We start from the raw sequence: 24,975 nt of genomic DNA, 5'->3' as shown, positions 1-24,975 counted from the left end.
TACTGGGAATCCTGCGTATTCACACAGGCCTGGCGCCTTGAGAGGCAGCACCCATAAATCCGTTTGAATGCGCGTGGTCTGGCTGCCAGACTGGCGTTTGACGAGGCGCAATCATACGTGCCGCCCGATCCGTGGAAAAGGTACAGATCGGGCTTTTTCAGCTGCTGAGGTGTGATGATGGAAAAGTTGGAAAAAACCCTGGAAGAATGGCGGGCGATGCTCGATCCGGAGCAGTACAACGTTTGTCGCCTCAAGGGCACCGAACGGCCGTTTTCCGGCAAGTACAACGGCACCAAAACCGACGGTGTTTACCACTGCATCTGCTGCAATGAGCCGCTGTTCGACTCAAAAACCAAATTTGACTCCGGCTGCGGCTGGCCGAGTTTCTATGCGCCGATCGGCGACAGCGCCATGACTGAAATCCGTGATGTCAGTCACGGCATGATCCGTACCGAAGTGGTCTGCGCCAAATGCGATGCGCACCTGGGGCATGTGTTCCCGGATGGTCCGCCGCCGACCGGCCTGCGGTATTGCATCAACTCGGTGTGCCTGGATCTCGTTCCGCGTTCGTAATGCGGGCCCTTGTAGGAGCGAAGCTTGCTCGCGAAGGCGACGGGTCAGTCAACATCAGTGTTGAATGTTAAGACGCCTTCGCGAGCAAGCTTCGCTCCTACAGATATCCGGCGCCCAATAATTTAAATTGCACACAATTCAATTGCTCGCTATGTTTACCTCGTCTTCTTTCATTCGAGAGTCCGAATCATGAGCGACAACCTGCTGAGCATCCCTTGCACCACCATCAAGGGTGAGAAAAAGACCCTGGCGGATTACGCCGGCAAAGCCGTGCTGGTGGTCAACACCGCGAGCAAATGCGGCTTCACGCCGCAATACAAAGGGCTGGAAGAACTGTGGCAGACCTACAAGGATCAAGGTCTGGTGGTGCTCGGTTTCCCGTGCAACCAATTCGGCAAGCAGGAGCCGGGCAATGAAGGCGCGATTTCCGAGTTCTGTGAACTGAACTTCGGTGTCAGCTTTCCGCTGTTCAAAAAGATCGACGTTAACGGTGCCGACGCCCACCCGCTGTTCGTGCAACTGAAAAAACGCGCACCGGGTGTTCTGGGTTCTCAGGGCATCAAGTGGAACTTCACCAAATTCCTGATCGGCAAGGACGGCCAACTGGTCAAGCGCTTCGCTCCCGCGACCAAGCCGCAAGACCTCAGCCGCGAGATCGAAGCCCTGCTCAAATGAATACCTTGTCCGTCGATTCCCTGAAGCTCGACAGCCAGCTCTGCTTCAAGCTGTACGCCGCTTCCCGGGCGGTGATCCGCGCTTACAAGCCGATGCTCGATCAGCTCGGCCTGACATACCCGCAATACCTGGCGATGCTGGTTTTGTGGGAATGGCAGGAGGCGGCGCCGGAGCAGCCGACGGTCAAGGCGTTGGGCGAGCGCCTGGCGCTGGATTCCGGCACGTTGACGCCGCTGCTCAAGCGACTTGAACAACTGCAACTGGTGCAGCGACAGCGTTCAGCGCGGGATGAGCGTGAAGTGCACCTGAGCCTGTCGCCCACGGGCAAGGCGTTGCGCGATCAGGTCGGGCCGCTCAAAGCCCGACTGTTGTGTGACAGCGGTGTCGATCTGGATCGCTTGAATGATCTGCGCGAGGGCCTTGATCACTTGTTGGGACAAATCAAAGCACTGTCGTAGCGGGCATCCACAGGTCCAGCAGGGCGGCCAGTTCTTCCCGGCGGAAAGGTTTGGCCAGGTAATCGCTCATGCCCGCCGCACGGCAGCGTTCGCGTTCCTCGGACATGGCGTTGGCGGTCAGGGCGACGATGGGCAATTGCGGCCAGCGACCGCTGCGACGGATTTGCCGACTGGCTTCGTAGCCGTCCATCACCGGCATGTTGCAGTCCATCAGCACCAGATCGAATTCGCTTTGCTCCAGCTGATCCAGGGCCTCGCCGCCGTGGGCGGCGACAATCACCTCGCAGCCGAGTTTTCCGAGCATGCCCTTGGCCACCAATTGATTGACCGGATTATCCTCCACCAGCAGCACCCGTCCGCGCCGCTGGGGAGTGAGCGCCTCCAGTCGCGCATCGTTGATGGTGTTGATTTCCGGCTGCAACACTCGCCGCAGTGTCTGGTACAGCGCATTGCGCGCCAGAGGCCGGGCCTGTTGTTGTAATGGCGCCAGGGCGCTGGCCTGTTCGCTGGGCATGAAACTGCCGTAAGCGGTCACCAGCAGAATCGGTGCGGTACAGGTGGGGCGCAGGCGAAACAGGCATTCCGGGCAATCGGTGATGACCACGTCGGACTTCAGATCAATCATCGCGTCATCGATCGAACGCTGCTGATAGTCGAGCCCCCAACCCGGCAACAGACTCTTCAACAGTTCCGCCAGGCCGCTGCTGGCGGTGGTGATCGCGATCACCTTGCCGTGCAGCGTGGCCGGGGCGAAGGCGCGGGTGTGGCTCGGCAGCGGCAGGTCGGCGCAGAACTGGCTGCCGAAACCGGCTTCCGAGCTGATGGTGAGGCGCCCCTGCATGGCTTCGCAGAGGTTGTAAGTCAGCGCCAGCCCAAGCCCGGTGCCGCCAAACTGTCGGGTAATGCCGGCGCCGGCCTGGGTGAATGGCTGGAAAATCTTGACCTGAGCGTCCTGGGCGATGCCGATGCCAGTGTCGCAGACTTCGATTCTGACGCCGTCTTCGTACGTCGACAGGCGCACATCGACCCGACCGAAACGGGTGAATTTGAGGGCGTTGGACAACAGGTTGCTGACGATCTGCCGGACCCGGGTCGGGTCACCGAGCACCAGCGCCGGGAATGTCGGTTCGATCAGGCACGTCAGTTCGACGCTTGGCGCCGCGTTTTGCGACAGCAGGTTGGCGGTGTCCTCGATCAGCGAACCGAGGTCGAACGGAATGTGTTCGAGTTCAAGCTGACCGGCGTCGAATTTCGACAGGTCGAGAATATCGTTGAGCAACTCCACCAGCACTTTGCCCGAGTCATGGGCGATAGACAGTTGTTGCTGTTGCTCGGCATTGAGCGGGCCGTCGAGGGACAGCGCGATCATCCCCAGCAAGCCATTGAGGGGCGTACGGATCTCGTGGCTCATGTTGGCGAGAAATACCGAGCGTGCCTCGGCCATGTCCAGGGCGGTGCTGCGCGCGACTTCCAGTTCCTGGTTGGACTGGCTGAGCCGGCTGTTGATCGCCTTGAGTTCGGCGGTGCGCGCCGACACGATGTTTTCCAGTTGCCCGAGGTAATCGGTCAAACGGTTTTCAGCGTTGCGCCGCTGCTGGATTTCAGTGGCAATGTTCTCGAATTGCTGGTTGGCAACCTTGACCAGCACGCCGATCTCATCGTTTTTATGCCCGCTCGGGTACTCCAGCCAGGTCGGTTCGACACTGCGCGGATCGCGGCTGCTGAGTTCGCGGATAACCCGCACCAGCGGTTTAGTCAGCATCACATAGAACAGCGCCAGCAGGATGCCGGTCAGGATCAGGCTGCGGGCAAAGCCATTGAGCAGGGTCACTTCGGCCCGACGCAGGAAGCGGTTGCCGAAAGAATAGGTGTCGACTTCCAGGCGCAAGGTGCCGAGGGATTCGTTGGGCAAGTGATCCAGATACAGCCGGTCTTCGAACGCCCGGTTGGCACCGAACAGGAAGTCGCTGATCACCCGATAGCTGCTCTGCGATGGCGGGCGCTTGACGCTGGCCAGTACCGAGCCGTTGTTGTCGGTGAGTTGCGCAGCGATGATCGCCGGTGAACGCAGCAGGCCCAGGGTCAGTTCCTGGGCGAGTTCGGCGTCGATGTTGTAGGCAATGCGCGAAGCGGGGTTATGGCTGATTTCCAGCAAAGACACTATTTCACGGTTGATGGAGGCGTCTTCACTGGCATAATCGATGCCTATTTGCAGCAGGCTGAGCAGCGTACCCAGAATGAAACCGACCAGCACGGTAAGCCGGGCTTGCTTGTAGGACAGCCGGTTGGTGAACTTGATATCCATGGGGTGTCGAACCACTTCCGTTTCCCTTCGCTGCTCAAGCATAGTCGATCATGCATGGATACCGATGTTCTCGCGAGCCCTTGTGCACGGGATGAACACGTCTGTGAATGCTGTATTTCGTCGCTGTAGCGCCATCATTACTGTGAACGTGCCCGAGGAGAAGACGTGGATTCCCGATTGAATGCTTTTCTTGAACGCGCCGATGCCGTTCTGGCCCGTATCGAACCGCTCTTGCCCGCACCTCGGCAAGCCATCGACTGGACGCATTGCCTGGCCGCACGCTGGCAGCGGGAAGGGCGCAGCGGTTTTCTGCTGCCGCTGCAGGTCAGCCTCGATACGCGGTTGTCCGACCTGATCGGTGTTGACCGCCAAGTAGAGCAACTGGGCCGAAACACTCAACAATTCCTCGACGGCATGCCGGCCAACCACGCGTTGCTCTGGGGCTCGCGTGGCACCGGTAAATCGTCGCTGGTGCGCGCGCTGCTGGCCGAACACGCCAAGACCGGTCTGCGACTGATCGAGATCGAACGTGATCACTTGGCCGACTTGCCGCGTGTGGTCGAGCAAATCGCCAAACTGCCCCAACGTTTCGTGCTGTTCTGCGATGACCTGTCGTTCGAAGCGGGCGAGGGCGACTATCGCGTGCTCAAGAGCGTGCTCGACGGTTCTCTCGAACAGGCGCCGGACAACGTTTTGCTGTACGCCACTTCCAACCGTCGCCACCTGGTGCCGGAAAAGGAAAGCGATAACGAAAACTGGAAAAGGGTCGACGGCGAATTGCACCCCAGCGAGGCCGTGGAAGACAAGATCGCGCTGTCGGACCGTTTCGGCCTGTGGTTGTCGTTCTATCCGTTCACGCAGGAACACTTCCTTAATGTGGTCGAGCACTGGATCGGTCAACTGGCCGACAAGGCCGGCCTGAAGTGGCAGCGTGACGAAGAACTGGACATCCTCGCTGTGCGTTGGGCCACCGGCCGAGGCAATCGCAACGGACGTTGCGCCTATCAATTTGCCCGCTATTGGGTCGGGCTCAAGCTGTTGGAGCACAAGGCATGATCGATTTACAACAAAGCGGCCAAGGCCTCGAAGGCTACGGCATGCTGCACGCGCAGCTGGAATCCTTGCTGGCGGACGAGCGTGATTTCATCGCCAACGCCGCACAGTTTTCCGCGTTCCTGTACAACCAGCTCGATGACTTGAACTGGGCCGGTTTCTACCTAAATCGCAATGAAGAGCTGGTGCTGGGGCCGTTCCAGGGGCAGATCGCCTGCGTGCGCATCCCGTTCGGTCGTGGCGTGTGCGGGACGGCGGCGGCGACGTTGCAGACTCAGTTGGTCGAAGACGTGCACGCCTTTCCCGGGCACATCGCCTGCGACAGCGCGTCGAACAGCGAACTGGTCGTGCCGCTGGTCAAGGACGGCCGCCTGATCGGCGTGCTGGACCTCGACAGCCCGAAACTGGCGCGCTTCACCGAACATGATCAAGCCGGGATTGAAAAGCTGGCGGCCATCTTCCTGCGCCTGACCGACTGCTGATCACGCCCTCAAGCCTGCCTTGGCCAGCAGGCCTGGCGGGTCTACGGCATCGATCTGTTGCGGATCGAGAAATCGCTCGGCGTATTGCCGGTAGATTTCGGCGTTGATGAACAGCCTGAACAGCTCCGGGTCGATGTGGGCGTCACGGCACATGGTGGCCATGATGCCCAGTGCTTCGCTCAACGGCTTGGCTTTCTTGTAGGGACGATCGGCGGCGGTCAGCGCTTCGAAAATATCGGCAATCGCCATCATCCGCGCCGGCAGGCTCATTTCCTCGCGCTTCAATTGTTTTGGATAACCGGTGCCGTCCATTTTTTCGTGGTGGCCGCCGGCGATTTCCGCGACGTTGTTGAGGTGGCCGGGGAAGGGCAGGTGGCTGAGCATCAGGATCGTCTGCACCATGTGGTGATTGATGATGTAACGCTCCTCGCGCGTCAACGTGCCTCGGGCAACGCTCAGGTTGTAGAGTTCGCCCCGGTTGTACTTGTAGCGGGGCACATCGAGTTTGAACCCCCAGGGATTGTCTTCCGGCATCAGCTCGCCTTCGGCGCGTTCGAACAGGTGCTCCGGTTTGTCCGCCAGCAGCGGCTCGCTGACCGGCAGGGTCGGCGCCGATGTTCGCGCCTGACGCCGGTTCTCTTCCCAGGAAACGCCCAGCCGGTCATCAAGGGTTCGGGTCCAGGTGCGCTGGGCCAGGTTGCGCAGGCGTTGCAAATCGGACTCGGCCATCGCCTCGCCGCCCAGATTGCAGCGGGCAACAAACGCGAAATCATCGTCCAGCGCCGCCAGAGTGGTATCGCGCAGTTCCGCCAGGTGCTGCTCGTCACCGCCCTGAGCAATGGCTTGCCAGTAGCTGATCCAGGCATCGCGCTTGAGCACTTCGAAGCGGGTGCGGATTTCGTGGATGCGGTCGTTCAGTGTTTCCAGCTTGGTGGCTTTATCGACCACGTACTCAGGTGTGGTGACCTTGCCGCAATCATGTAGCCAAGCGGCGATGTGCAGCGCCTCCCACTCGTCCTCGGTCGGTTGATAACTGCTGAAGGCCGGGTCCTGACTCGCCGCGGCAGCCTGGGCGAGCATCAACGTCAGCGCCGGCACTCGCTGACAATGGCCGCCGGTGTAAGGGCTTTTCGCGTCGATGGCACCGGCCAGCAGTTGAATGAACGCGTCCAGCAGCTGTTTTTGTTTGGCTTGCAGGCGCTGACTTTCGATACTCACGGCGGCCGCGCCGGACACAGCCTGAAGGAACGCGATACGGTCCGGACGAAGCTTTTCCAGATCACTTTGATCGCCGCTGTCCGCCAGCAACAGGACCAGCAGGCCCACGGTTTCGTTATGGCGATTGTGCAGGCGGATACCGATCAGATGCACCCGCGGGCATTCCATCGCCAGCAACACTTTCTGCAAATCCCCCACTTGTTCGAAACCGAGAGTGGTGACCACGTTGTCGGCATGCGACAGCTGCTGTAGCCAGGCAGGGCTCTGTGGGTCCTGGAGTTCATGGCTGCGAATGTCGAATGAGGGCAATGCCTGTGAAATGTCGTTGATGACCAGACCGTGAGGTGTCATGCGATCGCCGTCATTTTCCCGCAGATAGATCAGGCCCGCCTGGGCCTGTCCGATTTTCACGGTTTCGAACAACACCCTTTCCAGCAAGGGGGCAAACCGGGTCTCGGCGCTCAGGCTGTCGGTGATCCGGAAAAAACTCGCCAGGGTGTCTTTCATGCGCGCCATCGACACGCTCAGTTGGTCGACTTCGAGTACCGGAGAGCGACGGGAGGCCGGAAATTTGAAATTGAAACTGCGAATCGCATCGGCTTCCTGCACCAGAGCACGCAGGGGGTTGACCAGAACTCTGGAGGTCAACCAGCCCAAGGGCAGGCACAAAAGCAACGTGGCCAGCGTAATCAGCGCGCCCTGCCAACGCATGCGGTAGGCATCGGCGAGCAATTCGTCTTCCGGTACCAGCAGCGCCAGTTGCAGCCCCTGCGGACCACCTTCCTGCATGCTGCTGCGGGCAACGATCCACTGCCGGCCGGCGGCCCTCAGCCGATTGCCTGTTGGCGGGTTGTTCAGCAATGCGCCGAGGCCGGGACTCAGGTCGGCAGCCTTGCTCAAGCGTGCGGTCTGATCGTCGACGATCAGTTTGTTGCTGTCGGGGTATGCGATGGCATTGCCCTGGGCATCGAACAGCACGATTTCGGTATTGGGGGTTACAACGTGCTTGGCCAGCGTCGCGGACAGTTCCGCCAGGGTCAGGTCGGCGCCCATGATGGCGTGCTCGCCGCTGCGCCGGGCGAGGGTGGTGCCGACATTGCGGGTGGAGAAAAAGAGGTAGGGCTCGGTGGTGATCTGATCGCTGTCGCCGCGAGCGCTGGAGTACCAGGCGCGGGTGCGCGGATCGTAGGTGTCGTCGGGGTTGTCGTGACGGCTGAGGAGGTTCAGGTCCTGATCGAAAAACAATGACTGGGAATGCACCGGGCCGCGGTTCTGCTCGATGCTCCAGACTTGATAAACCGCTTTGTCCGGGGCCTTGAGCAGCGCTTTCAGGGCGGCGGTTCGCAAGGGGCGAACCATGAAGAAATCACCGTTTTCGTAACCCAGATACAGCGAGGCCAGGTCAGGATTGTCCTTGAGCGACTGGCTGAAGGGTTTGAGCAATGCCAGGCGCTGTTCCAGGTCAGGCGCCTGCGCCGCCGGGTTGAACACCAACAGGCTCAACAGATGGCGAATGGGCCCATAGGTGGCGTGCAGGTCCAGGCGGACATCCTGCTCGATGCGCTCGAAGAGCTTCTCACTGCTGGACAGAATGATTTGCGTGGTTTGCCCATAGTTGAAAATGCCCAGCACCACGCCAGTCAGCAACAACAGGAAGGTGAACATCACGCTGATATGGACGTGCAGGGGAAACCGTCGTTGATCCGGGCGCAGTGGGCTGGTCATTGCGGGGTCTCTCCATGATGTTTAACACACTGCTCAGCGCCCAAGCATAGTTAAGGCTCCGTCATTCTGCTTTTGTCGTTTTGCCCAATTTGTTGCTGCAATGCCTGTTCCAGTTCAAGCATGGCGCGCTCCATGGCTTTGCAGCATTGCGCCACTTCTTCTTGATGGAAGACGCCATGGCAGACCTGCTCAAGCGCCTCGCAGCTGTCCATCAAACGGGTGGCCTGGACAATGCGCGCGGCGCCCTTGATTTTGTGGGCGATGTCGAGAAAAGTCCGCGGGTCTTTTGACCGGGATAATGCCCGCAGCGCTAGCAGGTCCTGGCGGTTACTGCTCTGCAGTTCGGTCAACAATCGCCTGTCCATCACTGGATTGCCACCGGTCAACAGGTGCAGCCCTTGCAGGCTGAAGGCTGGATCGCGAACGGGCGGTTTGATGTCGGCCACCCATTCGCTCAACGCGGTCAGCGTCAGTGGCTTGAACAGGCAGTCGTCCATCCCGGCTTGTTTGCAGCGCAGTAACTCTTCAGGCTGTGCGTTGGCGGTGAAGCCGAGCACGGTGCAGGGCGGTCGTTTCGAATCCTGTTCATGACGGCGAATGGCGCGGGTCAGCTCGTATCCGTTCATGATCGGCATGTTGGAATCGACAATCACCAGGTCGAACAGCCCGTTTTTCCACGCTTCCAGTCCAGCTTCGCCGTCCTCTGCGACGCTGAATCGATGCCCCAAAAACTCCAGTTGCTGACACATCAGCAAGCGATTGGCCGGGTGATCGTCGACCACCAGAACGTTCAAGGGCGTCGTGGTGTGGATGGGCACTTCGGCAGCTTTCGGCACCTGTTCGACGGGCACTGTGGCCAGGTGCAGCGAAACCTGAACCTGCGTACCTACCCCCGGCTGGCTGTTCAAAAGCAGGCTGCCGCCCATCATTTCGCACAGGCTTCGGCTGATCACCAGACCCAACCCGGCGCCGCCTCTGCCGGCCTGTCCGTGGTCATTGGCCTGGGCGAAAGGTTCGAACAGCCGTTGCTGATCCTGTTCGCTGATACCGATGCCGCTGTCCTCAACCAGCAACAGCATTCGGATGTGCCCGGGCTCGGTGCCCGGGAGCAACTCAACAGTGATTCTGACCTCGCCTTGCTCGGTGAATTTAATGGCGTTGCTGACCAGATTCGACAGCACCTGCTTGAAACGCATTGGGTCCAGCAGGACACCGACGGGCGGGTTGGCCGGGTTGAACTCAAGTCGCAGATCGAGGTTTTTCTGGCGGGCCAGCCCATCGAAGATCCTTGCAACCGAGCCGATGATTTCAAGCGGATTGACGTGTTGCGGGCTCAGGCTCAAGCGCCCGGATTCGATGCGGGCGATGTCGAGAATGTCCCCGATCAGTGCCAGCAGGTCCTTCGCCGAGTTGTACGCCACGTCGATGGCCGGACGGTCCGGGTGGTTGCGATCGATCCGCCTCAGCGTCAGTTCGAGCATACCGATGACGGCATTCATCGGGGTGCGGATCTCATGGCTCATGGTCGCCAGGAACGTGCTTTTAGCCCGGTTGGCTTCATCGGCGCGATCTTTCGCACAACGCAACTCGTCGAACAGCTGTCGCCGTTCAAGCAATTGATCGTTCAAGGCACGCTCAGCCGCTTGACGTTGTTTGATCTGACGACGCATGTAAGCGTTCCACGCCGCGGAAATCAGTAGCAGCACGCCGGCACCGATAACGATCTGATAGAACAATCGCTGGTAGTTGCGCCAGGTACTTTGCGATGAAGCCGAATAGCCACGCCAGCGGCTGTTGATGATGCCGAGCTCTTCCGGCGCGATGCTCAGCAGCGCCTTGTTGAGGATGGCGTTGAGTTCTTTGGCGTCTTGCCCGGTCGCCAGCGAGAACGCGGCCTGGCGGGTGCCGATGGTGGTGCTGATCTGAAGCGTGTGTTCAAAGAGACGCGATGACATGAAGTAGTTGGCGATCACCAGTGAGTTCACCGCACCTTCCGCTTTGCCTTCGGCGAGCAACTCAACCGCGCTGAACGTGTCTGGCGTCTCTATCAGCTTGATTCGCGGGAACTCCCGACGCAGGTAATCCACCAGTGGATTGCCTTGGGCGATGGTCAGGCGCTTGCCTTGCAGTTGCTCAAGGTTGGTCGGGCTGTCGGCGGCTTTGCGCGTCAGCAACACAAAGGAGTTTTGCAGATAGGGACGGGTGAAGTTCAGGATCGTTTCACGTTCATCGCTGGGGAGCAGGGCGGCGATCACGTCGGCCTGATGATCTTTGATCTGTTTGATCATCTCGTCATCGCTTCGGCTGCGTCGGATATCGAAGCGCAGGCCGGTACGCAATCTGATCAGTTCAAGCAGGTCTGCGGTAACGCCGCGAAAGTTGCCATCGCTGTCGAAAAACGTCAGCGGTGCATAGGCTTCATTGACCACCACGCGCACCACCGGATGTTGCGCGAGCCAGCGTTCTTCGAGGTGGGTGAGCTGCAGTTTCTGGTCGGTGAGCAGAATGTCGCTGCCGGCACTCCAGCGTTCGGCAATGTTTTCCCGCTCGCTGGCGGGGATGGCCATGAGCATCGCGTTGATGATTGCGAGCAGTTCCGGGTTGTCTTTATGCACGGCAAAACTGAATCCGTGGGCCTCGTGTTTGCCGAAGTTGGCCATGCGGATATTGTTCAGGTAACCCTTGTTGATCATGTAGTGGGTCGAGATGGTGTCGCCGAGGAAGACGTCAGCCTGGTCGAAAGCCACGGCATTGATTGCATTCTGGTAGGACGGATAAGACGTGATGATGGCTTTGGGATACAGGGCCCGGACTTCCTCCAGCGGCAAATAGTGATACACCATGCTCAGCCGCAGACCGGCGAGGCCGTCGGTCAGGGATCGGGTTTCTCCTTCCCGTGTCACCAGAACCGGCTGGTCCACGGCGTAGGGGGTTGAAAGCACGATATCGGCGTTGTGAGCCTCGAAGCCATTGGCGGTGCCGAGCAGATCGACCTCGCCTTTTTCGAGCGCCTTGATCGCAGCCCCTCGGGACGCGAAGCGCTGCACCTTGATCGGCAAACCGATGGCCTTGCCGAGGAGGCCCGCGTAATCGGCGGTGAAACCTTCGTAATCCTGGCCGCTGACGGTCAGGTCGAAAGGTGGGTAGTCCGGCGCTGACGTGCCGAGAATCAGTTGCCGTTTACCGCTGATCCATTGTTGTTGTGCTTGATCCAGTTGGACGTCCAGGTGTCCGGCCGTTGAGCGACTGAGCAGGTTGTAGTGCTCGCTGGCTGGCTGTGCGGCAAGCACCGAAGAGGTCAGGCATACGGCGGCCATGAGTAGCAGATAATCCTTTATGCGACTGGGCATCCTGTGTCTCACACCAATGCGTTACGTTTTGCCATCTCGATGAGTTCAACCAGGGATTTGGCTCTGAGTTTTTGCATGAGTCTTTTTTTGTAGGTGCTCACAGTCTTGTTGCTGAGAAACATGCCTTTGGCAATTTCCTTGTTGGTGCGGCCCTGGGCAAAAAGTTGCAACACCATCAGCTCTCGGTCGTTGACTGACTTGAACAGTTCCAGTTCTGCACAGCGCACCTCATCGCCGCGAACAGGATTCAGGGCCTGGCTCGGGAAGTAGTTGTAACCGGACAATACTGCTTTGATAGCACTCACCAGTTCACTCAGGTCCTCCTGTTTACATACATAACCTGAAGCACCGGACTGCATGCAGCGAATACCGAAAAGTGTCGGGCACTGTGCAGTTAATACCAGTGTTTTCAGGGGGGTACTCATCGCGTTGAAGCGGGCGAGAACTTCGAGGCCATCCAGTTTCGGAATGCTGATATCGAGAATGACCAGGTCGGGCATGCATTCGCGAACCATCTGCATGGCATCGACCCCATTGTCGGTTTCGCCGACGACTTTGTAGCCTTCGTGCTCCAGCAACATTCGGACGGCAAGACGGATGACGGGGTGATCGTCGACAATAAAAACGGAGTTCATAATCAAGTCCCATACGAGCTCTAATAAAGCGCGCACCTTAGCTCAGATAGTTGAGGGGACGCATGAACTGACGGACCACAAGCAGCAATATAGGAAAAATCCTACAAACGAATAGGAAAGGGGCTACGAATCAACTAGGTTTTTAATGAAGATGGCTGGAAGTTGCGTGTGATCAGTCAGTCTGTTGGGAGTTTTTATTTGTTGTTTTCAAGTTGTGAATGGATAAGCAGTTATCGCACTTGTGCTGTTTTTATAATGAGGCCAAGGTCAATAAGTTTCTGAATTCGGATTGTTTCAAGGGTTTGATCAAATAACCAAGTAAGGGTAGCCCGTGCTCGTGGGCTGTTTTCTCAATGTCATCAAGTTCTGTACAACTCAGACTGCTTAACAGTATGGCCTGCCTGATCATTCCTCGCTGACTGGCGAACCGGACAAGATCAAGTCCGGGAAGGTCGGGCAAACATTGATCGCACAATAGAATATCGAACGGTTGCACAGCCCTGAGCATTTGCTGCAACGCGCCTTTGGCACTGTCGGTGGTGGTCACTTGAGTGAAGCCGTAACTTTCAAGCAGGTACTGAGTTGCCCTGAGTTGAAAGGGATGATCTTCCACCAGCAGGATGCGCAGGTCGTCTTTGAACATGGAGTTACTCACGCTTCGTCTCTGGGACGCGTGATTATTTCGCGAGTATTCCGAGTTATCGATCAGCTTGCTCGACGTGAGGTGTAGGGCGATTCAGCGAGCGTTGAGTGCACTTGGGCGTTGGGAGGCTGATCAGCCATTTCAGGCGGCGTAATGGCTGATCAACCTGCTCTCGTCAGTGGCTCGAACGACCGGTCATCTCCAGGGCCATTTCGCTGGCATAGCTGTCGGTCATGCCGGCGATGAAGTCAATCATGCGCAGGAACGACGTGTGCAATGGCCCGTGAGGGTCTGGCGCGTTGTTACCCAGCAAATCGAGGATGCGACGGCTCTTGAACGAAGGCGCCCGCCCGTTGTGCTGTTCCAGGGCTGCGCCGCAGAAGGCGTTGAGCAGGATTTCCAGCGTGGTATAGGCACCGATTTCGTGCAGGGTCTTGCGCTTGTCCTGAAAGATTTTCTTGCGCGCCATGTCCTTGGCATTCAGTACGCAACGCTTGGCCGGACCGTGCATGTGCTCCACCAGATCACCGGGCAGTGTACCGGCCAGCAATGCATCCTGTTGCTCGACAAAAGCGCGGGCGGCGGCGTTGGTCAGGTGTTCGATGGCTTTGCCGCGCAGGATCGCCAGTTTGCGTCGGCGCGAATCACGCGGGCCGAGCAGGCGATAGGTTTCCGGCAGATCGTCGCCGACCAGGTCCAGCAACAGGGACTCGACTTCGGCGTACTCCAGCAACTCCATTTCCAGACCGTCTTCCAGATCGATCAGCGCGTAGCAGATGTCATCGGCGGCCTCCATCAGATAGACCAGCGGATGGCGGGCCCAGCGCTGCTCTTCGAGTTGCGGCAGGCCGAGTTTATGGGCGATCTGCTCCAGCAGCGGCAGCTCACTTTGATAGCAGCCGAATTTGTGCTTCTTGTAACCCAGCGAATCGGCGTGCATGGCCGTCCATGGGTATTTCAGGTAAGTGCCCAGCGTGGCGTAGGTCAGCCGGGTACCGCCATCGAACTGATGGTACTCAAGCTGCGTGAGCACCCGGAAACCCTGGGCGTTGCCTTCGAAGTTGAGGAAGTCATTGCGTTCGGCTTCGCTCATTGCATCCAGCCAGCCGCGGCCGGCAGCCTGTTGGAACCAGTGACGGATCGCGTCTTCGCCGGAGTGGCCGAAGGGCGGGTTGCCGATGTCGTGGGCCAGGCAAGCGGATTGCACCACCATGCCCAGGTCACTGGGTTCGCACCAGTCGGGCAGGGCGCTGCGGATGGTTTCACCGACACGCATGCCCAGCGAGCGGCCGACGCAACTGACTTCCAGAGAATGGGTCAGGCGTGTGTGGATGTGATCGTTGCTGGTGACCGGATGCACCTGGGTCTTGCGTCCGAGGCGGCGAAACGCTCCCGAGAAAATGATGCGGTCGTGGTCTTTGTGGAAAGGGCTGCGGCCGAGTTCTTCCGGGCTGTGCAGCGGCTTTCCGAGGCGTTCGCGGGTAAGCAGGGTTTGCCAATCCAAGGCTGATTCTCTCCGTCAGGTGACTGATGCCTTAAGCTTCCCGGTTCGCGTCAGGACCTGCAAGCGGAACTACAGCCCCGCAGCGTCGATGTCGATGAGCAGCAGTCGCTCGCCGTTGGCGAAAAATTGCCCGGCGGTGAGGCAGTACTGGTTGCTGGTGGCGTCGCGGTAAGTGTTGGAAAGCGTCAGTCGGCGCTCATCCCAACCCTCCGCCAGCAAATGATAAAAGTACGGACGCCATGACCAGTTATGGCCCAGGTAGCGATCGTCGGCTTCCCAGCCGCTGTTGCGCCATTCGAGGTTGGGTGTCAGTTGGGTGCCGTGGCGGTCGCATTGATAGAAACGCAAGAGCCAGGGAAAGGCGTCCAATTGTGGCAATGCGCTGAGCGGTGCGCTGGTCTGGGCCCAGGCTTGCAGAATCGCCATCAGCTCGCAAAGTTGCTGGCGCATGATCATCAGGCGACCGCGCTCAGCCAGTTTCTGCTGTACATAGCGCTGACGCAGCTGGGCGAAGCGCTCGACGAAGGCGTCGGTGGCGAAGAAGTCTGCTTGCGCGCGGGCAAACAGAAAACCCTGCACATAACGCGATCCGCACTCCAGGGCAAAATTCAGTTGAGCCTCGGTTTCCACCCCTTCGGCAATGATCCAGCACCCGGTTTTCTCCGCCATTTGCGCCAGGGCCTTGACCACGTCGCTGCTGGGGCCGCCCAACGCCGCGGCCTGGAACAGTCGCATGTCGAGCTTGAGAATGTCCGGTTGCAGGGCCAGCACGCGATCAAGCTGTGAGTAACCGGCACCGAAATCATCGATGGCGATTCGCGCGCCGGCGTGTCGGTATCGCGCCACCACGTCGGCCAGACGCTGGATGTCACCGCCCAGTTCAGTGATCTCGAACACGATTCGCTGCGGGTCGACGCCGTGCCGGCTCAATTGCTTGAGGCTCGGCAGTGCCTGGTCCGCGCGCAAGCGACTGATCCAGCGCGGTGACATGTTCAGGCTGAGAAACCACTCCGGGGGCGCTTCATGCAAACGGCTCAGGGCGTTATCGCGGATCTGGCGGTCCAGGCGACGCAGAGCGATAGCGGGTGTTCTCGGGTCGGCGAACAGTGGACCCACCGAGGCCAATTGACCGTCGGCCTGACGCAGTCGGCCCAGTGCTTCGACGCCGGCGATACGGCCGGTGGCGGTATCGATGAACGGCTGAAAGCAGGCGAGCGGTTGCCCGTCGATCACGAGGCCTCCTTAGTAAGGTCTTGTTTTTGGATTAAACCTGGTGTCGGGTAGGCGCGCAGGTTTGAACCCCTCGATAAAGAGGTTCATCCCGGTGATGTTGCAAGAATGCAGCCAGCTAGTGGCTTCAGTGTTTGGGCGAGTTGCCTTGCAGGATCAGCTTGATCAGCGGCCCCAGCGTGGTGCCTAGCCGAACCAGTCGAGTCAGGCTGCTGACGCCACCGCTCTTGGCGCCCTTGCCGGTCAAAAAGCCCAGCAGGGTCACGGCCGCTACGCCCCAGAGCGGGGCGTGCTTGATGCCGAAGCCGTCTTGCAGGTTTTGTGTCATCCCGCGCACACGTTGCAAGGGTTGCAGCAGTTGCGCGGATTCGTGACGGATTTCCTGGCGATGCATCTCCATGCGCAGACGGATCAGCGCCTTGCGCATTTCCGTGCGCGAGCTGTTGTGAGGCAGTTCAGGCAGGCTCATGGCAGCAGGCGCTCCCGATCGTTGGCCAGTTCTTCCAGGGTGCCATTGAAGGGCGAGGATTCATCGAAAATCGCTGCTCTCAAGCGCATCGCGCAGAAGATGGCCGCGAGGGTGTAGAACACGCAGAGCCCGATGATGGCGGGCAGGCGATAGGTGTCCCAAAACAGGATCAACACCAGCGTCGACAACCCCACCAGCAACAGCAAGGCAAACACCAGCGCCAGGCCTGCGAACAGCAACAGGCTGACGGTGCGGGCTTTTTGTTCCTGCAATTCGATGCCGAACAGTTCGACATGGCTGTGCAGCAGTCCAAGGAAAGCGGCACCCAGGCGCCGCGATGAGGAGCTTGGGCCCGTCGCGGACGAGCCGGATTCACCGATCGTCATAATCAGCGCCGTGTTGCCAGCAGACCGATCAGGAAACCCACGCCGGCCGCGATCCCGACCGATTGCCATGGGTTGGCCTGAACATAGTCTTCAGTGGCGGTGACGGCGGCCTTGCCGCGTTCGCGCAGGGAGTCTTCAGTCAGTTTCAAGGTTTCGCGTGCACGCAGCAGGCTGTCGTGGATCTGTTCGCGCAACTCATCCGCCTGATCACCGGCCAATGTGGCGGTGTGCTCCAGCAACCGCTCGGTGTCGCTGACCAGGGTCTGAAAGTCGTTCATCAGGATTTCTTGAGCAGTCTTTGCCTTGATGCTGGCCATTGGTGATCTCCGTAAGTGGCTTCTGTTGCGTTCGAGTATGAGCCTTGCGTGAAGGTTCAGTACAAATGACTGGTACAACTTTTGCTATGTCGTGGTGCGTCAGCCCGCGTGTTTGCGCTGTTGCTGGGCAAGAATCGAGCAAAACCTTATCTCAAATAATGAAACCTCGCGCAAAGGTTCCAACCTTGTGCGCCAAAGTGACTCATCGGGATCAATGGACTGATCCGGCGAAGTTGCAACTTGGTGCATGAATTGTCTGCGCGAACTGCTTTGGTGCTTTTTTAGCCTTCAGGTCTGCCAACTCCATGGAAAATCTGCAAAGCGCTGTGGACAGTCTGGTCCATAGCTCCAACACGTTGTTCATTCTGATCGGTGCAGTCATGGTCTTGGCCATGCACGCCGGTTTTGCCTTTCTCGAAGTCGGCACGGTTCGACAGAAGAATCAGGTTAACGCCTTGTCGAAGATCCTCAGCGACTTCGCCATTTCGACCCTTGCCTACTTCTTTATAGGCTATTGGATTTCCTACGGGGTCACCTTCATGCAACCGGCGGCGGTGATCAATGCCGATCATGGCTATGGCCTGGTGAAGTTTTTCTTTCTGCTGACGTTCGCCGCAGCCATACCGGCAATCATTTCCGGCGGCATCGCCGAGCGCGCCCGGTTCGTTCCGCAGTTGTGTGCGACGGCGTTGATCGTGGCGTTCATCTATCCCTTTTTCGAGGGCATGATCTGGAATGGCAACTTTGGCTTGCAGGCCTGGTTGCTCGCGCGCTTTGGTGCCAGCTTCCATGATTTCGCCGGTTCGGTGGTAGTCCATGCCATGGGCGGCTGGCTGGCGCTGGCAGCGGTGTTGTTGCTCGGGCCGAGGCAAGGTCGCTATCGCGAGGGACGGCTGGTGGCGTTCGCACCGTCGAGCATTCCTTTCCTGGCCCTGGGCTCGTGGATTCTCATCGTGGGCTGGTTCGGTTTTAACGTGATGAGCGCGCAAACCTTGCAGGGCGTCAGCGGGTTGGTCGCGGTGAACTCGCTGATGGCCATGGTGGGCGGCACCGTGGCGGCGCTGATCGTCGGGCGCAATGACCCCGGCTTTCTGCATAACGGCCCACTGGCCGGGCTGGTGGCGATCTGCGCCGGTTCCGATCTGATGCACCCGGTCGGCGCGCTGGTGACCGGCGCCATCGCCGGGGCGCTTTTTGTCTGGTGCTTTACCGCTGCGCAAGGCAAATGGCACATCGATGACGTATTGGGTGTCTGGCCGTTGCACGGTCTGTGCGGTGTCTGGGGCGGGATCGCCTGTGGCATTTTCGGTCAGAGCGCACTGGGTGGCCTGGGTGGGGTGAGCCTGATCAGTCAGTTGATCGGAACCTCCCTCGGGGTGGTCGTGGCGCTGGCCGGCGGCTTCACCGTGTATGGCGTGATCAAGGCGTTCCATGGCCTGCGCCTGAGTCAGGAAGAAGAGTATTACGGCGCGGACCTGTCGGTGCACAAGATCGGCGCCGTGAGCCAGGACTGAGTCAGGTTTCTTCATCGTCGGCACCGGGATAAAAACCGTGCAGCAGGCGATAGCGGTCATGCCGTATCTGGTCGGCTCGCTCTTGGACCTGATGCGCGGGTATACCCAGCATGATCAACGCGTGGGAGGCGAGCATCAGGCTCGACTCCAGCAATTCGGGCACGACTTCGCTGGCGCCGGCTGCTTTCAACTCGGCCAGTTGGCTGTCGTCCCTAGTGCGTACCAGGATCGGAACGGTCGAGTTTAATCGGCGCGCCTCCTGGAGAATCAGTAACGCGATATCGGCCTGGTCCACGGCAATCACCAGCAGCCTGGCGCGCGCCAGTCCTACTGCCAGCAGCAGTTCACCGCGTCGTGAGTCGCCATAATGCACACAGGTTTCACCCACGGCGGCTTCCTGGACACGCACCGGATCGGTGTCCAGCGCGATATAGGGCTGCAGCGCATTGCGCAGCGCTCGCCCGATCGACTGACCGACGCGACCATAGCCACATATCACCACATGGCTGTGCAGTCCGGCGTTCAGCGCGCTTATTTCGTCGAGCTTTGCTTCTTCGTTGGGCTTGCGGTGCAGACTCGTTGCGATGCGGGGCGCCGAACGCAGCAACAGTGGCGTCAGCAGCATCGAGCAGAAGGTCGCGGCCAGCAGCAGCCCGCCGAGGTCGGCGGGCATCATTTTGTTTTGTTGCATCAGGGCCATCAACGCGAAGCAGAACTCGCCGCCCTGGGCCAAAGCCAGGCCACTGCGCCAGGCGGTTTCGACATCGCTGCCGCGCCATTTGACCAGCAGCGCGACCACGCAGCCTTTGATCAGCAGCAAACCGAGGGTCAGGCCGAGGATCAGCAGGCCGTGACTGGCGAACAACTGAAGGTCGATCAACATGCCGATGCTGACGAAAAATACCCCGAGCAGAATGTCGCGGAACGGACGGATATCGGCCTCGATTTGATGGCGGTAATGACTTTCCCCCAGCAGCATGCCGGCGAGAAACGCCCCCAGGGCAGGAGAGAGACCGAGCAGGTGAGTCAGCCAGGCGGTCAGCAGCACAATGACCAGCGCCAGCAGCACAAACAGCTCGGCGGAGCGGGCCGCCGCCACTTCATGGAACAGCCGCGGCAGCAACCAGCGACTGGTCAGCAACAGCCCGACGAACAGCACAACGGTCTTGCCGAGCGTCACAGGTAACGCCCAGTACCAGGCCTGATCGCTGTTCCCGGCGAACACCGGCACCAGGGTCAGCAGCAACACCGCCACGACGTCCTGGAACAGCAGCACCGCAATGGCGTTCTGGCCGTGGCTGCTGAAAATCTCGCCGAGACTGCCCAGTTCCTTGCTGACAATGGCGGTGGACGACAGCGACAGACCGGCACCGAGCAGCAGCGCAGGGGTTACCGACATGCCGAGCAACATCAGCACCCCCCCAAGCAATGTCGCGGTGACCAGTACTTGCAGGCCGCCCAGCCGGAACACCACGTGGCGCAACGCGAGCATTTTCGTCAGGGAAAACTCCAGCCCGAGGGAGAACAGCAGGAACACCACGCCCAGCTCGGCGAGGTCGGGCAACTCCTCGCTTTCATTGACCCAGTTGAACGCGGTCGGCCCGATCATCAACCCCACGCACAAATAGCCCAGCACCGGTGGCAGGCGCAGGCGCTGGAACAGTGCAATAACCACCAGAGAGGAGGCGAGGATGATCAACAGGTTGGCGAACACAAAAAACTCCGGTCAAGGTGCGAGTTACTCAAGCGTAGAGGCAAAAAAAGCCGCGAGCATCGCGCAAGTGACATTGCGCTTGAGTGATTTGAGTCAGGGAGTTGCCGAAAACTTTGGAAATGCGCCGTTGCCAAGGCGCCTGAGTCATTGGCTCGACTGCTTCTTATAGCGGGCCTAGAATAAACGCTCACTTTACCGGGTTGTGTGCTCATGCCTCCTGAATGTCAGCTTTTCGGCACCCTTGGGTGCCATCTTTGTGAAGTGGCCGAAGCCATGCTGATGGAATTTGTCGAGCGCGGTCTGCTGGTCGAGCTGGTGGATATCGCAGAGAACGAATCATGGTTCGAAGCTTACAGTTTGCGCATTCCGGTGTTACGACGAGTCGATACCGGCGCTGAGCTGGGTTGGCCATTCAGTGCCGACCAGGTCGTGGCGTTCCTGCGCTGACCTCGACATTTTTCTCGATTCCCATCTGTCGCTGTTCTCGTTTCGGTCATTGGCGAAATGCAGGTTATTCGGTTACTGTATGTGCATACAGTTATTCCGGTCACCTGGCGTGTTCTCTTTATTGCGGATTCAGGCAGGTGATCCCGGAAGTCAGAGGGATGAATCTTGGTCAATGTCGAACAGTTGAAAAACAGCGTGAACCGGATGTCGGTGGACGTAGTGCGTGAGGCCGTCCACGAGTTGCGTCTGGATGGCCTGGTCACGGAAGGAAAAACGCCGTTCAACAAGCTGCATTTCAATACCTGTTTCGCTGAAATCGAAGCACTGTTCCAGCGCGCGGGTTATCACCGGCAGCTGGACGTCGTGGGCTATCAGGGCTTGTTGTACGCACTTTACGATCCGGGTCGCTGGGAGGCGGTCGATGTGTTGCGCTGGCTCAAGGAGTTCACTGAAGCGGCGGCGCGCACGCAGTCGATTCCGGCCTGAGGATTCTCTGCTAGGTTCGGTCCGGCCTCTGTTGGATAATGCCGTCCTGCATTGAGGGTCAGAACTTCCGTATGTCCACTTCATCTTTTTCTGCTGCGCACAGCCAGGCCAGTACGCTCTACTTGCCGCCTGGCCCGTGGCAGACCGTACTTGAATGCCTGTGCGAGCACTTCAGTGCCATCGGTCGCGAGCAATGGCTGGACCGAATCGCCCGCGGTCGCGTCCTCGACGGGCACGGTACGCCAATCGCCCTTGATCTTCCTTACAAGGAAGGCCTGCGGATTCACTACTTTCGGGAAGTGCCGGACGAAAAGCCGATCCCGGTGGTCGAGTCGATTCTGTACGCGGACGAGCACCTGGTGGTGGCAGACAAGCCGCATTTCCTGCCTGTGACGCCAGCGGGTGAATATGTCGAGCAGACGCTGCTACGACGGTTGATCCGTCGGCTGGATAACCCGCACCTGGTGCCGTTGCATCGCATTGATCGGCATACGGCGGGGCTGGTGCTGTTTTCAGCCAATCCTCAGAGCCGTTCCGCGTATCAGTCGTTGTTTCCAACGCGGCAGATCGAAAAGCGCTACGAGGCTATTGCCAGGGCATTGCCGGAACTGACCTTTCCCTTGGTCCACAAGAGTCGGCTCGTTGATGGCGAGCCTTTCTTTCGTATGCAAGAGGGGCCGGGCGCCAGCAATACCGAGACGGCCGTCGAGGTCAGGGAGAAGAACGGCGATCTCTGGCGATATGCGCTTTACCCGGTGACAGGCAAGAAGCATCAGTTGCGGGTGCACATGACGGCTTTGGGGGCCAGCATCTGCAATGACCCGTTCTATCCGCAAGTGCTCAAGGATGTCGAAGACGACTATGCCAATCCGTTGAAGTTGCTCGCACAAGGGCTTCGGTTTGTGGACCCGGTCACGGGGGAGGAAAGAGACTTCGAAAGCGCTATCACCCTGCAATGGTGATGGCTGTTTTTCAGCCACGAAAAAGCCCGCATAAAGCGGGCTTTTCTGTATCCGGTTGGTGCCGCAAAGATTACAGCTCTTTGACGGTACGAACTTGATCCTTGTTGACGCGGGTTTGTTTGCCGTCCAACTGTTCAAATTCGTAGAAACCCGATTCCTTATCGTATTTTGGCGAGTCGACAGCCTGGATTTCGCGACCATCATTCAAGGTGATCACTGCAGGCGATGCGCAACCGGCAAGGGTAGCGAGGCCGAGTGCGAGCATGAAAGCGGCGAGGGTCCGTTGAGTCATTTAGTGTGTCTCCGAATATGAATTCTTTTGGTAACTGAGCTTGAGACGTTCGCGACACGCGCAAGTTCATTCTCGTGTCAGTCTGACACAGTGTTGTGGGCACTTAACAGTTCCGGTGTATTGAGGTTGGCCAAGCGAGGATCGTTGTCGGGGCACTGCAACGCCGTGGCGCCCAGTTTGCGCATGAGGCGCCCCGGGCTGCGTTCGCCGTCATTCCAGGCGCTTTCGAACGCTTCTCGCAGGGCAACCGGAATGATGCACAGCAAGGGTTCCCAGTGTCCGTCATGGCGCAGCATCAGCGGTTTGTCCGGATGCTGGCTGGCGGTTTCGCGCATGCTGTGGAGCAGCGCGGCATCGATGCGCGGTACGTCACAAGGCAATACCAGCAGATACGCATGACGAGCGGCCTTCAGGCCTGCACGCATGCCAGCCAACGGGCCGGGGAAATCGCCTTCGTCGTCATGGACCAACAGGTCGGCGTAGGGCGCATACTTTTCCAGGTTCCTGTTGCAGGAGATGATCAGGTCATCGCTCAGCGGACGGGTCTTGCGATGCAAATGCGCGATCAGTGGCTCGCCGTGCCACTCGATCAGCCCTTTGTCCTGGCCGCCCATGCGTTGGCCGCGCCCCCCTGCCAGGAGCAGAATGGAACAGGATGGCAAATGTGTATTCGAGGTCATGGCAGGTCTCCATGGGGGCGGCGAAAAAAGGAGGCGCTGTGATATAACACCGGGCTGTTTCTCCTACAACTGGACGAGCCTATGAAAGCCAAGGCTGATGTACCTTTCGCACCGCTCAACATCGCGGTGCTGACTGTCAGCGATACCCGTACTCTGGAAACCGACACGTCAGGCCAGGTCTTCGTTGACCGCTTGATCGCTGCTGGCCATAACCTGGCCTCTCGGGTTCTGCTCAAAGATGACCTCTACAAAATCCGCGCGCAAGTCGCCAACTGGATTGCCGACGATGTGGTGCAGGTTGTCCTGATCACGGGTGGTACGGGATTCACCGGGCGCGACAGCACGCCCGAAGCGGTGAGCTGCCTGCTGGACAAGCAGGTCGATGGATTTGGCGAGCTTTTCCGGCAGATATCGGTGGCGGATATTGGCTCCTCCACTGTTCAGTCCCGCGCCTTGGCCGGTTTGGCCAATGGCACGCTGGTCTGCTGCTTGCCCGGCTCGACCAACGCTGTGCGAACCGGTTGGGACGGTATTCTCGCTGAGCAACTGGATTCGCGGCACCGCCCATGCAATTTCGTGCCTCATCTGAAACAGGCGCAGCCCTGTGAATCCCGTGGGTAAGCCAGGCAAGACAGGCAGCCTGATGGCTGTCGAAGTCGCACTGGCGCGCTTGCTGGAAATGGCTGAAGCCACGCCGATTCGTGAGCGTGAGCGCCTGCCCCTGGCGCAGGTTGAGGGTCGTGTTCTGGCCGATGACCTGATCTCGACGCTTGATCTTCCTCCGTGGCCCAACAGTGCAATGGATGGTTATGCGTTGCGCGCAGCCGACTGGGCGGGAGAGCCGTTGGTGGTCAGCCAGAAGATTTTTGCAGGCAACGCTCCGCCGCCTTTGACGCCCGGCACCTGTGCGCGAATCTTCACCGGTGCGCCGGTTCCTGCTGGGGCCGACTGCGTCGAGATGCAGGAAAACGCCGAAATCCAGGCGGATGAACGAGTCCGTTTCACCGAAGCCCTGGCGCCAGGACAAAACATCCGGCCACAAGGCCAGGAAACTACCGTCGGTGAAATGATTCTGCCAGCTGGCACGCGGCTTGGGCCAATTGAGCAGGGCCTGGCTGCTTCACTGGGATGCGCAGAGCTGGAGGTTATTCGCAAAGTTCGCGTCGCCGTTTTGTCCACCGGTGATGAATTGGTTGAACCGGGTAAGCCGCTGGGACCTGGCCAGATCTACAACAGCAATCGTGTGTTGCTCTGCAGCTGGTTGCAGCGATTGGGTTGTGAGGTGATCGACGCCGGTATTCTTCCAGATGACCTCGAGACCACTCGTGCCCGTCTTGCCAGTTTGGCAAGCGTCGACCTGATCCTCTCGACCGGTGGCGTATCGGTGGGTGAGGCGGATTTTCTGGGCATTGCCTTACGGGAGGAGGGCGAGCTGACATTGTGGAAACTCGCTATCAAACCGGGCAAACCGCTGACCTTCGGACATTTCCGTGGGGTTCCGGTCATTGGTTTACCCGGTAACCCGGCGTCGACCCTGGTGACCTTTGCCTTGTTGGCAAGGCCCTATCTATTACGCCGCCAAGGCGTAAAAGTGGTTGAGCCGCTGAAATTTCAGGTGCCGGCAGGGTTTAACTGGACCAAAGCCGGCAGTCGACGCGAGTACTTGCGTGGACGTCTGGAAAACGGCCGGGCGATCATCTACAAAAATCAGAGTTCAGGTGTACTGCGCAGCGCAGCCTGGGCCGATGGTCTGGTTGAAGTGCTGGAGGATCACACGCTAATTGAAGGTGACAGCGTGTATTTCATCCCGCTGAGCGAAGTTCTGGGCTGATATCTGCCTCACGCTGGCCACGCAAA

At 59.1% G+C, this 24,975-nt stretch carries 24 protein-coding genes; 11 read left to right on the top strand and 13 right to left on the bottom strand.

The window, feature by feature from the left end:
* Positions 1–177 precede the first annotated feature (177 nt).
* The 3 genes from msrB (at position 178) to KGA82_RS26515 (ending at position 1,706) form a co-directional block, all read left to right on the top strand.
* Positions 178–573 carry a peptide-methionine (R)-S-oxide reductase MsrB gene (gene msrB, locus KGA82_RS26525; RefSeq protein WP_223453127.1) on the top strand — a complete coding sequence of 132 codons (396 nt, stop codon included), beginning with the start codon at positions 178–180 and terminating at the stop codon, positions 571–573.
* 189 nt (positions 574–762) lie between these two features.
* Positions 763–1,248 (top strand): glutathione peroxidase, encoded by a 486-nt coding sequence (locus tag KGA82_RS26520; protein WP_008030357.1) that lies wholly within the window; start codon positions 763–765, stop codon positions 1,246–1,248.
* On the top strand, positions 1,245–1,706 hold the full coding sequence (locus KGA82_RS26515) for a MarR family winged helix-turn-helix transcriptional regulator (RefSeq protein WP_008030355.1): 462 nt from the start codon (positions 1,245–1,247) through the stop codon (positions 1,704–1,706). Before KGA82_RS26520 ends, KGA82_RS26515 begins: the two co-directional genes overlap by 4 nt.
* Here the strand turns inward: KGA82_RS26515 and KGA82_RS26510 are convergent.
* The gene (locus tag KGA82_RS26510) at positions 1,690–4,011 is read right to left on the bottom strand and encodes a response regulator (protein WP_317851275.1); all 2,322 of its coding nucleotides are present in this window, start codon (positions 4,009–4,011) and stop codon (positions 1,690–1,692) included. The two genes, KGA82_RS26515 and KGA82_RS26510, sit on opposite strands and share 17 nt — an antisense overlap.
* A gap of 165 nt (positions 4,012–4,176) precedes the next feature.
* On the opposite strand from KGA82_RS26510, the gene KGA82_RS26505 reads away from it, so the two are divergent.
* Both KGA82_RS26505 and KGA82_RS26500 read left to right on the top strand, forming a co-directional pair.
* The gene (locus tag KGA82_RS26505; RefSeq protein WP_008030353.1) at positions 4,177–5,067 is read left to right on the top strand and encodes an ATP-binding protein; all 891 of its coding nucleotides are present in this window, start codon (positions 4,177–4,179) and stop codon (positions 5,065–5,067) included.
* On the top strand, positions 5,064–5,546 hold the full coding sequence (locus KGA82_RS26500) for a GAF domain-containing protein (protein ID WP_008030351.1): 483 nt from the start codon (positions 5,064–5,066) through the stop codon (positions 5,544–5,546). Before KGA82_RS26505 ends, KGA82_RS26500 begins: the two co-directional genes overlap by 4 nt.
* Here the strand turns inward: KGA82_RS26500 and KGA82_RS26495 are convergent, their stop codons facing one another.
* The 9 genes from KGA82_RS26495 to KGA82_RS26455 all read right to left on the bottom strand — a co-directional run bounded on the left by KGA82_RS26495 (position 5,547) and on the right by KGA82_RS26455 (position 17,023).
* On the bottom strand, positions 5,547–8,489 hold the full coding sequence (locus KGA82_RS26495; RefSeq protein ID WP_223453125.1) for an HD domain-containing phosphohydrolase: 2,943 nt from the start codon (positions 8,487–8,489) through the stop codon (positions 5,547–5,549). It lies immediately after the preceding gene.
* Between the two features lie 50 nt (positions 8,490–8,539).
* Complete coding sequence (locus KGA82_RS26490; protein WP_223453124.1) at positions 8,540–11,839, bottom strand: transporter substrate-binding domain-containing protein; 3,300 nt, start codon at positions 11,837–11,839, stop codon at positions 8,540–8,542.
* Between the two features lie 8 nt (positions 11,840–11,847).
* Positions 11,848–12,474, bottom strand: coding sequence for a response regulator transcription factor (locus KGA82_RS26485; RefSeq protein WP_008030344.1), 627 nt, complete (start codon positions 12,472–12,474; stop codon positions 11,848–11,850).
* A gap of 250 nt (positions 12,475–12,724) precedes the next feature.
* Entirely contained in the window at positions 12,725–13,117 is a 393-nt protein-coding gene (locus KGA82_RS26480; protein ID WP_223453123.1) for a response regulator, read from the bottom strand.
* Positions 13,118–13,292: 175 nt separating this feature from the next.
* Positions 13,293–14,621, bottom strand: a complete 1,329-nt coding sequence (locus KGA82_RS26475) for a deoxyguanosinetriphosphate triphosphohydrolase (RefSeq protein ID WP_223453122.1) — start codon at positions 14,619–14,621, stop codon at positions 13,293–13,295.
* 69 nt (positions 14,622–14,690) lie between these two features.
* Positions 14,691–15,854: an EAL domain-containing protein gene (locus KGA82_RS26470; protein ID WP_223453121.1), complete on the bottom strand. Its 1,164-nt coding sequence runs from the start codon at positions 15,852–15,854 to the stop codon at positions 14,691–14,693.
* A gap of 124 nt (positions 15,855–15,978) precedes the next feature.
* Positions 15,979–16,320 carry a hypothetical protein gene (locus tag KGA82_RS26465; protein WP_008044376.1) on the bottom strand — a complete coding sequence of 114 codons (342 nt, stop codon included), beginning with the start codon at positions 16,318–16,320 and terminating at the stop codon, positions 15,979–15,981.
* Positions 16,317–16,706, bottom strand: a complete 390-nt coding sequence (locus KGA82_RS26460) for a phage holin family protein (RefSeq protein WP_008044383.1) — start codon at positions 16,704–16,706, stop codon at positions 16,317–16,319. The genes KGA82_RS26465 and KGA82_RS26460 overlap by 4 nt, the downstream gene beginning before the upstream one ends.
* A gap of 2 nt (positions 16,707–16,708) precedes the next feature.
* Positions 16,709–17,023: a YqjD family protein gene (locus KGA82_RS26455; protein ID WP_008030332.1), complete on the bottom strand. Its 315-nt coding sequence runs from the start codon at positions 17,021–17,023 to the stop codon at positions 16,709–16,711.
* A gap of 305 nt (positions 17,024–17,328) precedes the next feature.
* On the opposite strand from KGA82_RS26455, the gene KGA82_RS26450 reads away from it, so the two are divergent.
* Entirely contained in the window at positions 17,329–18,537 is a 1,209-nt protein-coding gene (locus tag KGA82_RS26450) for an ammonium transporter (protein ID WP_008030330.1), read from the top strand.
* Between the two features lies 1 nt (position 18,538).
* On the opposite strand, the gene KGA82_RS26445 is transcribed toward KGA82_RS26450, so the two are convergent.
* Positions 18,539–20,251, bottom strand: a complete 1,713-nt coding sequence (locus tag KGA82_RS26445) for a cation:proton antiporter (RefSeq protein ID WP_223453120.1) — start codon at positions 20,249–20,251, stop codon at positions 18,539–18,541.
* A 210-nt stretch (positions 20,252–20,461) separates the two neighbouring features.
* Between KGA82_RS26445 and KGA82_RS26440 the strand changes: the two genes are divergently transcribed.
* The 3 genes from KGA82_RS26440 (at position 20,462) to KGA82_RS26430 (ending at position 22,146) form a co-directional block, all read left to right on the top strand.
* Positions 20,462–20,698, top strand: coding sequence for a glutaredoxin family protein (locus KGA82_RS26440; protein WP_008030325.1), 237 nt, complete (start codon positions 20,462–20,464; stop codon positions 20,696–20,698).
* 165 nt (positions 20,699–20,863) lie between these two features.
* Entirely contained in the window at positions 20,864–21,184 is a 321-nt protein-coding gene (locus KGA82_RS26435) for a hypothetical protein (RefSeq protein WP_008030323.1), read from the top strand.
* A gap of 71 nt (positions 21,185–21,255) precedes the next feature.
* Positions 21,256–22,146 (top strand): pseudouridine synthase, encoded by an 891-nt coding sequence (locus KGA82_RS26430; RefSeq protein WP_032832869.1) that lies wholly within the window; start codon positions 21,256–21,258, stop codon positions 22,144–22,146.
* 70 nt (positions 22,147–22,216) lie between these two features.
* Here KGA82_RS26430 and KGA82_RS26425 read toward each other — a convergent pair whose 3' ends face one another.
* Positions 22,217–22,438, bottom strand: coding sequence for a YgdI/YgdR family lipoprotein (locus tag KGA82_RS26425; protein ID WP_008030318.1), 222 nt, complete (start codon positions 22,436–22,438; stop codon positions 22,217–22,219).
* Positions 22,439–22,515: 77 nt separating this feature from the next.
* The gene (gene mobA / locus KGA82_RS26420) at positions 22,516–23,118 is read right to left on the bottom strand and encodes a molybdenum cofactor guanylyltransferase MobA (protein ID WP_223453119.1); all 603 of its coding nucleotides are present in this window, start codon (positions 23,116–23,118) and stop codon (positions 22,516–22,518) included.
* Between the two features lie 81 nt (positions 23,119–23,199).
* Here mobA and moaB point away from each other — a divergent pair, with 81 nt between their 5' ends.
* A complete protein-coding gene (gene moaB / locus KGA82_RS26415; RefSeq protein WP_008030315.1) occupies positions 23,200–23,739 on the top strand; it encodes a molybdenum cofactor biosynthesis protein B in 540 nt (179 codons plus the stop codon).
* Between the two features lie 22 nt (positions 23,740–23,761).
* Complete coding sequence (gene glp, locus KGA82_RS26410; protein ID WP_223453118.1) at positions 23,762–24,949, top strand: gephyrin-like molybdotransferase Glp; 1,188 nt, start codon at positions 23,762–23,764, stop codon at positions 24,947–24,949.
* Positions 24,950–24,975: the final 26 nt, after the last annotated feature.

Origin of the sequence: Pseudomonas sp. BF-RE-22 (assembly GCF_019956155.1) — a bacterium.
In the GTDB taxonomy this organism is placed as follows: domain Bacteria; phylum Pseudomonadota; class Gammaproteobacteria; order Pseudomonadales; family Pseudomonadaceae; genus Aquipseudomonas; species Aquipseudomonas migulae.
The sequence above is the reverse complement of the archived record's forward strand: the minus strand, read 5'-3'. Positions and strand labels throughout refer to the sequence as shown.

Excerpts from the sequence above, each read along its gene's own strand:
- KGA82_RS26480 (WP_223453123.1), bottom strand. The coding sequence starts at position 13,117 with ATGTTCAAAGACGACCTGCGCATCCTGCTGGTGGAAGATCATCCCTTT.
- KGA82_RS26425 (WP_008030318.1), bottom strand. The coding sequence starts at position 22,438 with ATGACTCAACGGACCCTCGCCGCTTTCATGCTCGCACTCGGCCTCGCT.
- KGA82_RS26495 (WP_223453125.1), bottom strand. The coding sequence starts at position 8,489 with ATGACCAGCCCACTGCGCCCGGATCAACGACGGTTTCCCCTGCACGTC.
- moaB (WP_008030315.1), top strand. The coding sequence starts at position 23,200 with ATGAAAGCCAAGGCTGATGTACCTTTCGCACCGCTCAACATCGCGGTG.
- KGA82_RS26465 (WP_008044376.1), bottom strand. The coding sequence starts at position 16,320 with ATGAGCCTGCCTGAACTGCCTCACAACAGCTCGCGCACGGAAATGCGC.
- KGA82_RS26500 (WP_008030351.1), top strand. The coding sequence starts at position 5,064 with ATGATCGATTTACAACAAAGCGGCCAAGGCCTCGAAGGCTACGGCATG.
- KGA82_RS26490 (WP_223453124.1), bottom strand. The coding sequence starts at position 11,839 with ATGCCCAGTCGCATAAAGGATTATCTGCTACTCATGGCCGCCGTATGC.
- KGA82_RS26515 (WP_008030355.1), top strand. The coding sequence starts at position 1,245 with ATGAATACCTTGTCCGTCGATTCCCTGAAGCTCGACAGCCAGCTCTGC.
- KGA82_RS26520 (WP_008030357.1), top strand. The coding sequence starts at position 763 with ATGAGCGACAACCTGCTGAGCATCCCTTGCACCACCATCAAGGGTGAG.
- KGA82_RS26430 (WP_032832869.1), top strand. The coding sequence starts at position 21,256 with ATGTCCACTTCATCTTTTTCTGCTGCGCACAGCCAGGCCAGTACGCTC.
- KGA82_RS26460 (WP_008044383.1), bottom strand. The coding sequence starts at position 16,706 with ATGACGATCGGTGAATCCGGCTCGTCCGCGACGGGCCCAAGCTCCTCA.
- KGA82_RS26485 (WP_008030344.1), bottom strand. The coding sequence starts at position 12,474 with ATGAACTCCGTTTTTATTGTCGACGATCACCCCGTCATCCGTCTTGCC.
- glp (WP_223453118.1), top strand. The coding sequence starts at position 23,762 with ATGGCTGTCGAAGTCGCACTGGCGCGCTTGCTGGAAATGGCTGAAGCC.
- mobA (WP_223453119.1), bottom strand. The coding sequence starts at position 23,118 with ATGACCTCGAATACACATTTGCCATCCTGTTCCATTCTGCTCCTGGCA.
- msrB (WP_223453127.1), top strand. The coding sequence starts at position 178 with ATGGAAAAGTTGGAAAAAACCCTGGAAGAATGGCGGGCGATGCTCGAT.
- KGA82_RS26450 (WP_008030330.1), top strand. The coding sequence starts at position 17,329 with ATGGAAAATCTGCAAAGCGCTGTGGACAGTCTGGTCCATAGCTCCAAC.
- KGA82_RS26510 (WP_317851275.1), bottom strand. The coding sequence starts at position 4,011 with ATGGATATCAAGTTCACCAACCGGCTGTCCTACAAGCAAGCCCGGCTT.
- KGA82_RS26440 (WP_008030325.1), top strand. The coding sequence starts at position 20,462 with ATGCCTCCTGAATGTCAGCTTTTCGGCACCCTTGGGTGCCATCTTTGT.
- KGA82_RS26455 (WP_008030332.1), bottom strand. The coding sequence starts at position 17,023 with ATGGCCAGCATCAAGGCAAAGACTGCTCAAGAAATCCTGATGAACGAC.